Annotated in this window: 17 protein-coding genes; 16 read left to right on the plus strand and 1 reads right to left on the minus strand. The window is 68.1% G+C overall.

Annotated elements, in window-relative coordinates:
* Positions 1–32: 32 nt before the first annotated feature.
* From rpsH to truA, 16 genes are all read left to right on the plus strand, one after another.
* Positions 33–431, plus strand: a complete 399-nt coding sequence (gene rpsH / locus IE295_RS27030; protein WP_071964540.1) for a 30S ribosomal protein S8 — start codon at positions 33–35, stop codon at positions 429–431.
* Between the two features lie 21 nt (positions 432–452).
* Positions 453–992 (plus strand): 50S ribosomal protein L6, encoded by a 540-nt coding sequence (gene rplF, locus IE295_RS27035; protein WP_190066380.1) that lies wholly within the window; start codon positions 453–455, stop codon positions 990–992.
* Between the two features lie 3 nt (positions 993–995).
* Complete coding sequence (rplR, locus tag IE295_RS27040; RefSeq protein ID WP_086567285.1) at positions 996–1,379, plus strand: 50S ribosomal protein L18; 384 nt, start codon at positions 996–998, stop codon at positions 1,377–1,379.
* 46 nt (positions 1,380–1,425) lie between these two features.
* Positions 1,426–2,028 (plus strand): 30S ribosomal protein S5, encoded by a 603-nt coding sequence (gene rpsE / locus IE295_RS27045; protein ID WP_190066381.1) that lies wholly within the window; start codon positions 1,426–1,428, stop codon positions 2,026–2,028.
* Entirely contained in the window at positions 2,028–2,210 is a 183-nt protein-coding gene (rpmD, locus tag IE295_RS27050; protein WP_086567281.1) for a 50S ribosomal protein L30, read from the plus strand. Before rpsE ends, rpmD begins: the two co-directional genes overlap by 1 nt.
* A 1-nt stretch (position 2,211) precedes the next feature.
* Entirely contained in the window at positions 2,212–2,667 is a 456-nt protein-coding gene (rplO, locus tag IE295_RS27055) for a 50S ribosomal protein L15 (RefSeq protein WP_190066382.1), read from the plus strand.
* Between the two features lie 226 nt (positions 2,668–2,893).
* A complete protein-coding gene (secY, locus tag IE295_RS27060) occupies positions 2,894–4,207 on the plus strand; it encodes a preprotein translocase subunit SecY (protein WP_190066383.1) in 1,314 nt (437 codons plus the stop codon).
* Positions 4,207–4,860 carry an adenylate kinase gene (locus IE295_RS27065; protein WP_190066384.1) on the plus strand — a complete coding sequence of 218 codons (654 nt, stop codon included), beginning with the start codon at positions 4,207–4,209 and terminating at the stop codon, positions 4,858–4,860. The genes secY and IE295_RS27065 overlap by 1 nt, the downstream gene beginning before the upstream one ends.
* Before the next feature lie 104 nt (positions 4,861–4,964).
* Positions 4,965–5,801 carry a type I methionyl aminopeptidase gene (gene map / locus IE295_RS27070; protein ID WP_190066385.1) on the plus strand — a complete coding sequence of 279 codons (837 nt, stop codon included), beginning with the start codon at positions 4,965–4,967 and terminating at the stop codon, positions 5,799–5,801.
* Between the two features lie 185 nt (positions 5,802–5,986).
* Positions 5,987–6,208 (plus strand): translation initiation factor IF-1, encoded by a 222-nt coding sequence (gene infA / locus IE295_RS27075; protein WP_003956442.1) that lies wholly within the window; start codon positions 5,987–5,989, stop codon positions 6,206–6,208.
* Between the two features lie 59 nt (positions 6,209–6,267).
* Positions 6,268–6,381, plus strand: coding sequence for a 50S ribosomal protein L36 (gene rpmJ, locus IE295_RS27080; protein WP_003956441.1), 114 nt, complete (start codon positions 6,268–6,270; stop codon positions 6,379–6,381).
* Between the two features lie 177 nt (positions 6,382–6,558).
* Complete coding sequence (gene rpsM / locus IE295_RS27085) at positions 6,559–6,939, plus strand: 30S ribosomal protein S13 (protein WP_030368393.1); 381 nt, start codon at positions 6,559–6,561, stop codon at positions 6,937–6,939.
* Positions 6,940–7,007: 68 nt separating this feature from the next.
* The gene (gene rpsK, locus IE295_RS27090) at positions 7,008–7,412 is read left to right on the plus strand and encodes a 30S ribosomal protein S11 (RefSeq protein WP_003948617.1); all 405 of its coding nucleotides are present in this window, start codon (positions 7,008–7,010) and stop codon (positions 7,410–7,412) included.
* Between the two features lie 118 nt (positions 7,413–7,530).
* Positions 7,531–8,553 (plus strand): DNA-directed RNA polymerase subunit alpha, encoded by a 1,023-nt coding sequence (locus IE295_RS27095; RefSeq protein WP_004946635.1) that lies wholly within the window; start codon positions 7,531–7,533, stop codon positions 8,551–8,553.
* A gap of 144 nt (positions 8,554–8,697) precedes the next feature.
* Positions 8,698–9,162 (plus strand): 50S ribosomal protein L17, encoded by a 465-nt coding sequence (gene rplQ, locus IE295_RS27100; protein ID WP_086567272.1) that lies wholly within the window; start codon positions 8,698–8,700, stop codon positions 9,160–9,162.
* Positions 9,163–9,239: 77 nt separating this feature from the next.
* On the plus strand, positions 9,240–10,094 hold the full coding sequence (gene truA / locus IE295_RS27105; protein WP_190066386.1) for a tRNA pseudouridine(38-40) synthase TruA: 855 nt from the start codon (positions 9,240–9,242) through the stop codon (positions 10,092–10,094).
* A gap of 25 nt (positions 10,095–10,119) precedes the next feature.
* On the opposite strand, the gene IE295_RS27110 is transcribed toward truA, so the two are convergent.
* Positions 10,120–12,243: a glycosyltransferase family 4 protein gene (locus IE295_RS27110; protein WP_190066387.1), complete on the minus strand. Its 2,124-nt coding sequence runs from the start codon at positions 12,241–12,243 to the stop codon at positions 10,120–10,122.
* Positions 12,244–12,282: the final 39 nt, after the last annotated feature.

Below are 12,282 nucleotides of genomic sequence, written 5' to 3' on the forward strand. Positions count from 1 at the left end.
GAAACCCCGGCGAGAGAGGCCGAAGGCCAAACATGACCATGACCGATCCGATCGCAGACATGCTGACCCGTCTGCGGAACGCGAACTCGGCTTACCACGACTCCGTGGCGATGCCCCACAGCAAGATCAAGGCGCACATCGCCGAGATCCTGCAGCAGGAGGGCTACATCGCCGGCTGGAAGGTCGAGGACGCCGAGGTCGGCAAGAAGCTCGTCGTCGACCTCAAGTTCGGCCCGAACCGTGAGCGCTCCATCGCGGGCATCAAGCGGATCTCGAAGCCGGGCCTCCGGGTCTACGCAAAGTCCACCAACCTGCCGAAGGTCCTCGGCGGCCTGGGCGTGGCGATCATCTCCACGTCCCACGGTCTCCTGACCGGCCAGCAGGCCAGCAAGAAGGGCGTGGGTGGGGAAGTCCTCGCCTACGTCTGGTAATCGGGAACGGAGGAATAGCTAATGTCGCGTATTGGCAAGCTGCCCATCCAGGTTCCCGCTGGTGTGGACGTCACCATCGATGGCCGCACGGTCGTGGTGAAGGGCCCCAAGGGCTCCCTGACCCACGAGATCGCCGCGCCCATCGCGATCGCCAAGGGCGAGGACGGCGTTCTGAACGTCACCCGTCCCAACGACGAGCGTCAGAACAAGGCCCTGCACGGCCTGTCCCGCACGCTGGTGGCGAACATGATCACCGGCGTGACCCAGGGCTACAGCAAGGCTCTTGAGATCAGCGGTGTCGGTTACCGCGTCCAGGCGAAGGGCTCCAACCTGGAGTTCGCCCTGGGCTACAGCCACCCGATCCTGGTCGAGGCCCCCGAGGGCATCACCTTCAAGGTCGAGTCGCCCACCAAGCTCAGCGTCGAGGGCATCGACAAGCAGAAGGTCGGCGAGGTTGCCGCCAACATCCGCAAGCTTCGCAAGCCCGACCCCTACAAGGCCAAGGGCGTGAAGTATGCGGGTGAGGTCATCCGCCGCAAGGTCGGAAAGGCTGGTAAGTAAGCCATGGCATACGGTGTGAAGATCGCCAAGGGTGACGCGTACAAGCGCGCCGCCAAGGCCCGCCGCCACATCCGCATCCGCAAGAACCTGTCGGGTACGGCCGAGCGTCCGCGTCTCGTCGTGACGCGCTCCAACCGTGGCATCACCGCCCAGGTGATCGACGACCTCAAGGGTCACACCCTGGCGTCGGCGTCCCACCTGGACGCGTCCATCCGCGGAGGCGAGGGCGACAAGAGCGCCCAGGCCAAGAAGGTCGGCGCCCTGGTTGCCGAGCGTGCCAAGGCCGCCGGCGTCGAGGCTGTCGTGTTCGACCGCGGTGGCAACCAGTACGCCGGGCGCATTGCCGCTCTGGCGGACGCCGCCCGCGAAGCCGGGCTGAAGTTCTAAGCCCCGGTTCCGGAGCTAGCGGACGTAACAGAGAGAGGTAAATCCAATGGCTGGACCCCAGCGCCGCGGAAGCGGTGCCGGTGGCGGCGAGCGGCGGGACCGGAAGGGTCGCGACGGTGGCGCTGCCGCCGAGAAGACCGCGTACGTTGAGCGCGTAGTCGCGATCAACCGCGTCGCCAAGGTTGTCAAGGGTGGTCGCCGCTTCAGCTTCACCGCGCTGGTCGTGGTGGGCGACGGTGACGGCACGGTCGGTGTCGGTTACGGCAAGGCCAAGGAAGTTCCGGCTGCCATCGCCAAGGGCGTGGAAGAGGCCAAGAAGAACTTCTTCAAGGTCCCCCGTATCCAGGGCACCGTTCCTCACCCGATCACGGGCGAGAAGGCGGCCGGTGTCGTGCTGCTCAAGCCTGCTTCCCCCGGTACCGGTGTTATCGCCGGTGGCCCGGTGCGAGCGGTGCTCGAGTGCGCCGGCATCCACGACATCCTGTCGAAGTCGCTCGGTTCGTCGAACCCGATCAACATCGTGCACGCCACGGTGGAGGCCCTCAAGGGACTGCAGCGTCCCGAGGAGATCGCCGCCCGTCGTGGTCTGCCGCTGGAGGACGTCGCCCCCGCCGCACTGCTGCGGGCGCGTGCAGGGGCGGGTGCGTAATGGCTCGCCTCAAGGTCACGCAGGTCAAGTCCTACATCGGTAGCAAGCAGAACCACCGCGACACCCTTCGTTCGCTTGGTCTCAAGCGCATGAACGACGTGGTGGTCAAGGAGGACCGTCCCGAGATCCGCGGCATGGTGCACACCGTCCGCCACCTCGTGACGGTTGAGGAGGTCGACTGACATGGCGGAGAACAACCCGCTGAAGGTCCACAACCTCCGGCCCGCCCCGGGCGCCAAGACCGCCAAGACCCGTGTCGGTCGTGGTGAGGCGTCCAAGGGTAAGACCGCCGGTCGTGGTACCAAGGGCACCAAGGCCCGTTACCAGGTTCCGGAGCGCTTCGAGGGTGGGCAGATGCCCCTCCACATGCGCCTCCCGAAGCTGAAGGGCTTCAAGAACCCCGCCCACAAGCAGTTCCAGGTCGTGAACCTGGACAAGCTGGCCGCGCTCTACCCGCAGGGTGGCGAGGTCACGGTGGCCGATCTGGTCGCCAAGGGCGCGGTGCGCAAGAACGAGCTCGTCAAGGTCCTGGGCCAGGGCGAGATCTCCGTGGCGCTGCAGGTGACGGTGGACGCCGTCTCCAGCTCCGCCAAGGAGAAGATCGCTGCCGCCGGCGGCAGCGTCTCCGAGCTCATCTGAGTTCGTTGATCTGACAACCGGGGATGTCCCAAAAGGGGCATCCCCGGTTGGTCGTTCCAAGGGGGGCACGGTCGCCGGTAAGGTGGCGTGCACTGTTGCTGTATCAGTGGGGGCCCATGCCTCCGGGCCGCCCGGCCTGTGTCCGGGCGGACTTGACAGTCAAGTATTCGTCGAACCACAACACCGTCACCTCTCACGTGGCTGCGTGAGAGGCGCAGGAGGCACCGTGCTCACCGCGTTCGCCCGGGCGTTCAAGACGCCCGACCTGCGCAAGAAGCTGCTGTTCACGTTGGGCATCATGGTGCTCTTCCGGCTCGGTGCCCATGTGCCCGTGCCCGGTGTCGACTACCGCAATGTCCAGACCTGCATGGACCAGGCCAAGAGCGGGATGGGCCTCTTCGGCCTCGTGAACATGTTCAGCGGTGGTGCGCTGCTGCAGATCACGATCTTCGCGCTCGGCATCATGCCCTACATCACGGCGAGCATCATCCTTCAGCTGCTCACCGTCGTGATCCCGCGTCTGGAGGCCCTCAAGAAGGAGGGCCAGGCGGGCCAGGCCAAGATCACGCAGTACACGCGCTATCTGACCGTCGCCCTGGCGATCCTGCAGGGCACCGGACTCGTCGCGACCGCCAGCAACGGCGCGCTGTTCGGCAACTGCACGGTCGGAAACCAGATCGTCCCGGACAAGTCCGTCTTCGCCACTGCCGTCATGGTCATCACCATGACCGCCGGCACGGCGCTGATCATGTGGCTCGGTGAGCTCATCACCGACCGCGGCATCGGCAACGGCATGTCCATCCTGATGTTCACGTCCATCGCCGCCGGCTTCCCGGGCGCCCTCTGGGCGATCAAGATGCAGGGCAAGCTGATGGGCGGCTGGCTGGAATTCGGCCTGGTGATCCTCTGCGGTCTGGCCATGGTCGCGCTGGTGGTCTTCGTGGAGCAGGCTCAGCGCCGCATCCCCGTGCAGTACGCCAAGCGCATGATCGGCCGCCGTTCCTACGGCGGTACGTCCACCTACATCCCGCTCAAGGTGAACCAGGCCGGTGTGATCCCGGTCATCTTCGCCTCGTCGCTGCTCTACATCCCGGCCCTGCTGGTGCAGTTCACCGGCTCGAAGGCGGACTGGGCGAACTGGGTGCAGGCCAACCTGGTCAAGGGTGACCACCCGATCTACATGGTCACGTACTTCCTGCTGATCGTTTTCTTCGCGTTCTTCTACGTCGCCATCTCCTTCAACCCCGAAGAAGTTGCCGACAATATGAAGAAGTATGGTGGATTCATCCCGGGCATCCGGGCCGGCCGTCCCACGGCCGAGTACCTGAGCTACGTGCTGAACCGCATCACGTGGCCGGGTTCGCTCTACCTGGGTCTGATCGCCCTTGTGCCCACCGTGGCACTGGTCACACTCAACGCGAATCAGAACTTTCCGTTCGGTGGAACCAGCATCCTGATCATCGTGGGTGTCGGTCTTGAGACTGTGAAGCAGATCGAGAGCCAGCTTCAGCAGCGCAACTACGAAGGGTTCCTCCGCTGATGCGAATCGTCCTCGTCGGGCCGCCCGGCGCCGGCAAGGGTACGCAGGCCGCGTACCTCGCCAAGAACCTCGCCATCCCGCACATCTCCACGGGCGACCTTTTCCGGGCGAACATCAGCCAGGGCACGCCCCTGGGTCAGAAGGCCCAGGAGTACATGCGCGCCGGCCAGCTCGTGCCGGACGAGGTCACCATCGGGATGGCCAAGGACCGCATGCACCAGCCGGACGCCGAGAACGGCTTCCTGCTGGACGGTTTCCCGCGCAACCTGGCCCAGGCCGAGGCGCTGGACGAGATCCTCAAGGCCGACGGCCTCAAGCTGGATGCGGTGCTGGACCTCGAGGTCCCCGAGGACGAGGTGGTCAAGCGGATCGCCGGTCGCCGGATCTGCCGCAAGGACAGCAGCCACGTCTTCCACGCGATCTACAACCAGCCGGCCGCGGAGGGTGTCTGCGACACCTGCGGCGGCGAGCTGTACCAGCGCGAGGACGACAGCGAGGAGACCGTCCGCAAGCGGCTGGAGGTCTACCACAGCGAGACCGAGCCGATCATCGACTACTACAAGGCCCAGGGCCTCGTGGTGACGATCTCGGCGCTCGGCAAGGTCGCCGAGGTCACCCAGCGGGCCATGGACGCCCTGCCCGCGCGCGACTGACGCACGGCTGAACACGGCCGCGATGCCCCCCCGGGCATCGCGGCCGTAGTGTTGTTCCCACGCGCCCGAGGGCGCCCCCACCGCAGAACCGAGGAAGGCAGTCCATGGTCGAGATCAAGACCCCCGAGCAGATCGCGAAGATGCGCGAGGCGGGACTGGTCGTCGCCGCCATCCACGCGGCCACCCGGGAGGCGGCCGTGCCCGGTGCCACCACCAAGGACCTGGACGAGGTCGCCCGCAAGGTGCTGGCCGAGCACGGGGCCAAGTCGAACTTCCTCGGCTACGGCGGCTTCCCCGCCACCATCTGCACCTCGGTGAACGAGGTCGTCGTCCACGGCATCCCGGACACCAAGACCGTCCTGAAGGACGGCGACATCATCTCCATCGACGCCGGCGCCATCGTGGACGGCTGGCACGGCGACGCGGCCTTCACGGCCTTCGTGGGAACCGGTCACGCTCCGGAGCTGGTCGAGCTCTCCCGGGTGACCGAGGAGTCCATGTGGGCGGGCATCGCGGCCGTGAAGAACGGCAACCGCCTGGTGGACATCTCCAAGGCCATCGAGGGCTACATCCGCCGCCAGCCCCGCCCGGCCTCCGGGAAGTACGGGATCATCGAGGACTACGGCGGCCACGGCATCGGCTCCGAGATGCACATGGACCCCCACCTGCTGAACTACGTCTCCCGCAAGCGCGGCAAGGGCCCCAAGCTGGTGCCGGGCTTCTGCATCGCCATCGAGCCCATGGTCAGCCTCGGCACGGCGAAGACGCACGTCCTGGCGGACGACTGGACGGTCCTCACGGACGACAAGAGCTGGTCCTCCCACTGGGAGCACTCCGTCGCCCTGACGGAGGACGGCCCGCTGGTCCTCACGGCCGTGGACGGCGGCCGGGCGAAGCTGGCCCAGTACGGCGTGACCGCGGCGCCGGACCCGCTGGCGTAGGGCGCCCGGTGCCCCCGGCGCGAGCCGTCCGGGGCACCGGCTTAAGGATCTCTTCGGCTGGGCACGAGACCTGGATTAGTCTTTCCGGTTGCCCTGACGTAGACTGATGCGTCGGCTCTCGTGTATCCGCATGCCTGCGTGCATACGGGGGAGTCGATCAAGGTAGCCGATTCGAAAGGCGAAGCGTGGCCAAGAAGCAAGGTGCCATCGAGATCGAGGGCACCGTGATCGAGTCTCTGCCGAACGCCATGTTCAAGGTGGAGCTCCAGAACGGTCACAAGGTCCTCGCGCACATCAGCGGCAAGATGCGTATGCACTACATCCGCATCCTCCCGGATGACCGGGTCGTCGTGGAGCTGTCTCCCTACGACCTGACGCGTGGCCGGATCGTCTACCGCTACAAGTAGATCTTGTCGGCGCCCCACCGCTGTGGGGTGACGGCACTGACCCGGAGAACCTCACACCCATGAAGGTCAAGCCGAGCGTCAAGAAGATCTGCGACAAGTGCAAGGTGATCCGCCGCCACGGCCGGGTCATGGTCATCTGCGACAACCTGCGCCACAAGCAGCGCCAGGGCTGACGCAGAACCTGCACTCCGCAGTTTCTTCGCGCGACGCACAGCAATACGTACATACGCAGAGCCCGTCCAGCCCAGGCTGGCGACACCTCCGGTGGGGGCCGGGGACCCGGAACGTACCTAGTACGGCGGCCGGGAGCGGCACTGTGTCAGACCCCCGAGAACATCTGGAGCCATTGAATGGCACGCGTTTCCGGTGTTGACATCCCGCGCGACAAGCGCGTGGAGGTTGCACTCACCTACGTCTTCGGCATCGGCCGCACCCAGTCGCAGGCGACTCTCGCCGCCACTGGCGTGAACCCGAACACCCGCGTTCGTGACCTTCCCGAAGAGGACCTGGTCAAGATCCGCGAGTACGTGGACGCCAACCTCAAGACCGAGGGTGACCTCCGTCGCGAGATCCAGGCCGACATCCGCCGCAAGGTCGAGATCGGCTGCTACCAGGGTCTGCGTCACCGTCGTGGCCTGCCGGTCCACGGTCAGCGCACCAGCACGAACGCTCGTACCCGCAAGGGCCCGCGTCGCGCGATCGCCGGCAAGAAGAAGCCGGGCAAGAAGTAGTCCTCAGCGGACGCTCACCAGCGGTCTTCGCTGTAGGACCGATCACCTCCACTCCACAGGAGTAAGACATGCCCCCCAAGGGTCGTCAGGGCGCAGCCAAGAAGGTGCGTCGCAAGGAAAAGAAGAACGTCGCTCACGGCCACGCGCACATCAAGAGCACGTTCAACAACACCATCGTCTCGATCACCGACCCCACGGGCAACGTGATCTCCTGGGCCTCCGCCGGCCACGTCGGCTTCAAGGGCTCGCGCAAGTCCACCCCGTTCGCCGCGCAGATGGCCGCCGAGTCGGCCGCTCGCCGCGCGCAGGAGCACGGCATGCGCAAGGTTGACGTCTTCGTCAAGGGCCCGGGCTCCGGTCGCGAGACCGCCATCCGTTCGCTCCAGGCGACCGGCCTCGAGGTTGGCTCCATCCAGGACGTCACCCCGACCCCGCACAACGGCTGCCGTCCGCCGAAGCGCCGCCGCGTCTGACGCACGGCTGCTGCCTTGAGAGTGTGGGCGGTACGGCTCCTCGGAGCCGTGCCGCCCGTACCCTTGTAGTACCTCAGGACATCAAATAGTGGGTGTCCATGACTGAAGGATTCATCGCATGCTGATCGCTCAGCGCCCCTCGCTGACCGAAGAGGTCGTCGACGAGTTCCGCTCGCGGTTCGTGATCGAGCCGCTCGAGCCGGGCTTCGGCTACACCCTCGGCAACTCCCTGCGTCGTACGCTCCTCTCCTCGATCCCGGGTGCGGCGGTCACGTCCATCCGCATCGACGGTGTCCTGCACGAGTTCACCACCGTGCCGGGCGTCAAGGAGGACGTCACCGACCTCATCCTGAACATCAAGCAGCTGGTCGTCTCCTCGGAGCACGACGAGCCGGTCGTGATGTACCTGCGCAAGCAGGGTCCGGGTCTGGTCACCGCCGCCGACATCGCCCCGCCGGCCGGCGTCGAGGTGCACAACCCCGACCTGGTCCTGGCGACCCTGAACGCCAAGGGCAAGCTGGAGATGGAGCTGACCGTCGAGCGCGGTCGCGGCTACGTCTCCGCCGTCCAGAACAAGCAGGTGGGCCAGGAGATCGGCCGCATCCCGGTCGACTCCATCTACTCGCCGGTTCTCAAGGTCACCTACAAGGTCGAGGCGACCCGTGTCGAGCAGCGCACCGACTTCGACAAGCTGATCGTCGACGTCGAGACCAAGCAGGCCATGCGCCCGCGCGACGCCATGGCGTCCGCCGGTAAGACCCTGGTCGAGCTGTTCGGTCTGGCCCGCGAGCTCAACATCGACGCCGAGGGCATCGACATGGGCCCGTCCCCCACGGACGCCGCCCTGGCCGCCGACCTGGCGCTGCCGATCGAGGAGCTCGAGCTCACCGTTCGGTCGTACAACTGCCTCAAGCGCGAGGGCATCCACTCCGTGGGTGAGCTCGTCGCCCGCTCCGAGGCCGACCTGCTCGACATCCGCAACTTCGGTGCGAAGTCGATCGACGAGGTCAAGGCGAAGCTGGCTGGCATGGGCCTGGCCCTCAAGGACAGCCCGCCCGGATTCGACCCGACCGCCGCCGCGGACGCCTTTGGCGCCGACGACGACGCGGATGCCGGGTTCGTGGAGACCGAGCAGTACTGACGGTCTTCGGCTGCGGGTCCGCTTCGGTTGATCGCGCAGTTCCCCGCGCCCCTTACGGGGCGCGGGTCTCCGACAGGCGACCGCCTGCTCGGATACTGACTCCGGTACCTGATACGGCCGGGGCAGACACCTAGGAGAAACACCATGCCGCGTCCCACCAAGGGTGCCCGTCTGGGCGGCGGTGCCGCGCACGAGAAGCTGATGCTGGCGAACCTCGCCAAGTCGCTCTTCGAGCACGGCCGCATCACGACGACCGAGGCCAAGGCCCGCCGCCTGCGTCCGGTCGCCGAGCGCCTGATCACCAAGGCGAAGAAGGGCGACATCCACAACCGTCGCCAGGTGCTGCAGACGATCACCGACAAGGGCATCGTCCACACCCTCTTCACCGAGATCGCCCCGCGCTTCGCCGAGCGTCCGGGTGGCTACACCCGCATCACCAAGATCGGTAACCGTCGTGGCGACAACGCCCCGATGGCCGTTATCGAGCTGGTCGAGGGCGAGATCGCGAAGAAGGCGACCGTCGCCGAGGCCGAGGCCGCCACCAAGCGTGCGGTCAAGGAGTCCGAGGCTGCTGCCGAGGCTCCGGCCGAGGAGTCGAAGGACGCCTGACAACGCTGATGCGTGTCAGTGACGGGCCCGCCCCTTCCGGGGGCGGGCCCGTCCCGCATTTCTGAGAGGAACACTCGGTGAGTGACGAGGTGGCGCCCGGTTTCGTCCGGGTGCGGCTGGACCTGTCGTACGACGGCAAGGACTTCTCCGGCTGGGCGAAGCAGCGCCAGGGGCAGCGCACGGTCCAGGGCGAGATCGAGAGCGCGATCCGGACCGTGACCCGGTCCGAGCAGACGTACGAGCTGACGGTCGCCGGCCGTACGGACGCCGGGGTGCACGCGCGCGGCCAGGTCGCGCACGTCGACCTGCCGGCCGAGGTGTGGGCCGAGCACGAGGACAAGCTGCTGCGCCGGCTCGCCGGCCGGCTGTCGCACGACGTCCGCGTGTGGCGCGCCGCAGAGGCGCCGGCCGGTTTCAACGCGCGCTTCTCCGCGATCTGGCGGCGCTACGCCTACCGGGTCGTCGACCACCCGGGCGGGGTGGACCCGCTGTTGCGGGGTCATGTCCTGTGGCACGACTGGCCGTTGGACGTCGACGCGATGAATGCCGCTGCGCAGAAGCTCGTCGGCGAGCACGACTTCGCGGCGTACTGCAAGAAGCGCGAGGGTGCGACGACCATCCGCACGCTGCAGCAGCTGAGTTGGGAGCGGGACGCGTCCGGCATCATCACGGCGACCGTGCGCGCGGACGCCTTCTGCCACAACATGGTGCGCTCGCTGGTCGGCGCGATGCTGTTCGTCGGCGACGGCCACCGTCCGGTGGACTGGCCGGGCAAGGTGCTGGCCGCCGGGGTGCGGGACTCGGCGGTGCACGTCGTGCGGCCGCACGGGCTGACGCTGGAGGAGGTCGGTTACCCGGCCGACTCCGAGCTGGCCGCCCGCAACCGGGAAGCGCGCAACAAGCGGACGCTTCCCGGCGCGGGCTGCTGCTGATCCGTCAGGGGGGCCTGGCGGTGCGTCAGGCCCCTTCGGCGGCGGGCAGGTTCACGGCCAGGTCGCTGGACATGGTGAAGTACGGGCGGACGCCCGAGACCGTGGGGTAGAGGTCGGTCTTGTTGCGGTCGACGATGTCGCCGATGAGCCGGCCGACGCGGATGGGCTCCGCGCCGGGGGTGATCCGCAGGGCCAGGTCCCACGTCGTGGCCTCGCCGTCGGCCCGCGCGGCGCGCAGCGCCTCGTAGGGGACGGTGACGCGGAAGGTCGCGGGGTCCACGACCTCGACGTCCGCGGACACCTCGGACGCGGTCTCGCCGCGCGGGGTGCCGATGACCAGGGGGTTGCTCTCGGCGGTGAACTCCGTGCCGTGCAGGGTGCCTTCGACCGTGAGCGCCTCGTCGTCCGCCCGCACCGAGCGGGCCTCGGCGTGGGCGTCGCGGTGCCAGGCGCGCAGGGCGAGGTAGCCGTCCACGGTGGGGTAGGGCACCCACCAGGTGAACGGGGCGCCCGGCAGCGGCTCGAGCTCCACCAGGCCGCGGCCCTCGGCGAGGTGCGAGACCACGCGGCGGCGGGCCTTGTCCTCGGCGCGCACCACGTGCAGGTCCCAGCGGCCCTCGCCCAGGCGCAGTTCGCTGCGCCGGAGCACGGCCGTCCAGGGGCCGCCGTCGGTGGTGGGCGGGAGCAGCGGGACGGCGACCGGCTTGCCCTCCTTGCGGCGGGTGACGGTCAGGGAGAGCTGTTCGCCGCTGAGGCCCTTGCTCTGGACGAGGACGTGGATGTCGCCGGCGGCGTCGATCCGGCAGGAGGCCACCGGGCGCAGCGGCTTGCGGACGACGATGTCCTTCAGGACGGTCTTGACCGGCGGCTTGGCGGCCTTGGCCACCGGGCGGCGGCGCAGCGGTCGGATGATCTTTCCGGCGGTGCGGCGCAGCAGCTTGCCGAGCGGGACCTGCTCGGGCTCGGCGGCTGCGGCGCCGGCCGGCGCGGGTGCGGCGGCGCGGGCGCGGGGGCCGCCGAGGCTGTCGATCAGTTCGAGGTACGCGTCGGCGATGCGTTCGGGGGCGTAACGCCGGGCGGATTCGCGGGCCGCCGTGCCCATGGCGCGGCGCAGGTCGTCGTCCTCGATGAGCTTGAGGAGGCCCTTGGCGATGGCGTCGCTGTCGCCGACGGGGACGAGCAGGCCGTCCGTGCCGTCGGTGATGATCTCGCCGGGGCCGTGCGGGCAGTCGGTGGCGACGACGGGGACGCCGCAGCCCATGGCCTCGACGATCGTCATGCCGAAGGACTCCTCGCGGGAGGTCACGGCGGCGATGGAGCCCTTGGCCCACTCGGTCTCGATGGGGGAGTGGGCGCCCATCAGCGTCACGGCCTCGTGCAGGCCGAGCCGGTCGATCTGGGCGCGCAGCTTGGGCAGCTCGGGGCCGCGGCCGTAGATGCGCAGCTTCCAGTCGGGGCGGGTGGCGGCGACGGTCTCCCAGGCCTTGACCAGCAGGTCGTAGCGCTTGACCGGGATGAGGCGGCCGGCGGCGACGACCAGCTTGGCGCTGCCGTCGGAGGGCTCGACCTCGGACGGGGGGCAGCCGTTGGGCAGGCAGACGATCTTGGTCTTGACGTCCGGGAACTGCTCGCGGTGGGTGCGCGCGTCCGCCTCGGAGACGGTGGTGTGCGCGTCCAGGTGCGGGATGGAGGCGTCCTGGTAGGCGCGGATCGTCGGCTCGTGGGTGCCGTAGATCCGGTGCTCCTGGCCGATCCGCAGGTAGCGGTCCTGGCCGAACTCCGCGAGGTACATCACCAGGCCGGGGCGGGTGGCCACCACGACGTCGGCGTCGGTCTCCGCGAGGTGTGCGGCGACGCGCTGGTCGGTGAGGGCGTTGAAGTGCGCGCCCTTGGCCTCCACCGGCGGGATGTACTGGCTGTCCTGCCCCAGCAGGTCGTTCTCGCGGTCCGCGCCCTTCTCGGCCCGCTGGTCGATGAGGTTGACCAGCTTGACCTTGGGGTGCAGGGGGAGGCTGGGCTTCTCGCCGGTCCTCATGGTGGACACGATCTCGACGTCGTGCCGGGCGGCGAGTGCGCTCGCGACATTGAACGTGGACCGGATCGTGCCGCCGATGCCGTAGGCGTTCTGCAAAAGGAAAGAGATCTTCATGGCGGTGTGTGCGCGGCCCGTCGTCGGCGGCGCGTCCGT

Source organism: Streptomyces griseocarneus, from assembly GCF_014655595.1.
Classification (GTDB): domain Bacteria; phylum Actinomycetota; class Actinomycetes; order Streptomycetales; family Streptomycetaceae; genus Streptomyces; species Streptomyces griseocarneus.

What these genes read in the sequence shown, in the direction of transcription:
- rpsH (WP_071964540.1), top strand. Translation starts at nt 33, where the DNA reads ATGACCATGACCGATCCGATCGCAGACATGCTGACCCGTCTGCGGAAC.
- rplF (WP_190066380.1), top strand. Translation starts at nt 453, where the DNA reads ATGTCGCGTATTGGCAAGCTGCCCATCCAGGTTCCCGCTGGTGTGGAC.
- rplR (WP_086567285.1), top strand. Translation starts at nt 996, where the DNA reads ATGGCATACGGTGTGAAGATCGCCAAGGGTGACGCGTACAAGCGCGCC.
- rpsE (WP_190066381.1), top strand. Translation starts at nt 1,426, where the DNA reads ATGGCTGGACCCCAGCGCCGCGGAAGCGGTGCCGGTGGCGGCGAGCGG.
- rpmD (WP_086567281.1), top strand. Translation starts at nt 2,028, where the DNA reads ATGGCTCGCCTCAAGGTCACGCAGGTCAAGTCCTACATCGGTAGCAAG.
- rplO (WP_190066382.1), top strand. Translation starts at nt 2,212, where the DNA reads ATGGCGGAGAACAACCCGCTGAAGGTCCACAACCTCCGGCCCGCCCCG.
- IE295_RS27065 (WP_190066384.1), top strand. Translation starts at nt 4,207, where the DNA reads ATGCGAATCGTCCTCGTCGGGCCGCCCGGCGCCGGCAAGGGTACGCAG.
- map (WP_190066385.1), top strand. Translation starts at nt 4,965, where the DNA reads ATGGTCGAGATCAAGACCCCCGAGCAGATCGCGAAGATGCGCGAGGCG.
- rpmJ (WP_003956441.1), top strand. Translation starts at nt 6,268, where the DNA reads ATGAAGGTCAAGCCGAGCGTCAAGAAGATCTGCGACAAGTGCAAGGTG.
- rpsM (WP_030368393.1), top strand. Translation starts at nt 6,559, where the DNA reads ATGGCACGCGTTTCCGGTGTTGACATCCCGCGCGACAAGCGCGTGGAG.
- rpsK (WP_003948617.1), top strand. Translation starts at nt 7,008, where the DNA reads ATGCCCCCCAAGGGTCGTCAGGGCGCAGCCAAGAAGGTGCGTCGCAAG.
- IE295_RS27095 (WP_004946635.1), top strand. Translation starts at nt 7,531, where the DNA reads ATGCTGATCGCTCAGCGCCCCTCGCTGACCGAAGAGGTCGTCGACGAG.
- rplQ (WP_086567272.1), top strand. Translation starts at nt 8,698, where the DNA reads ATGCCGCGTCCCACCAAGGGTGCCCGTCTGGGCGGCGGTGCCGCGCAC.
- IE295_RS27110 (WP_190066387.1), bottom strand. Translation starts at nt 12,243, where the DNA reads ATGAAGATCTCTTTCCTTTTGCAGAACGCCTACGGCATCGGCGGCACG.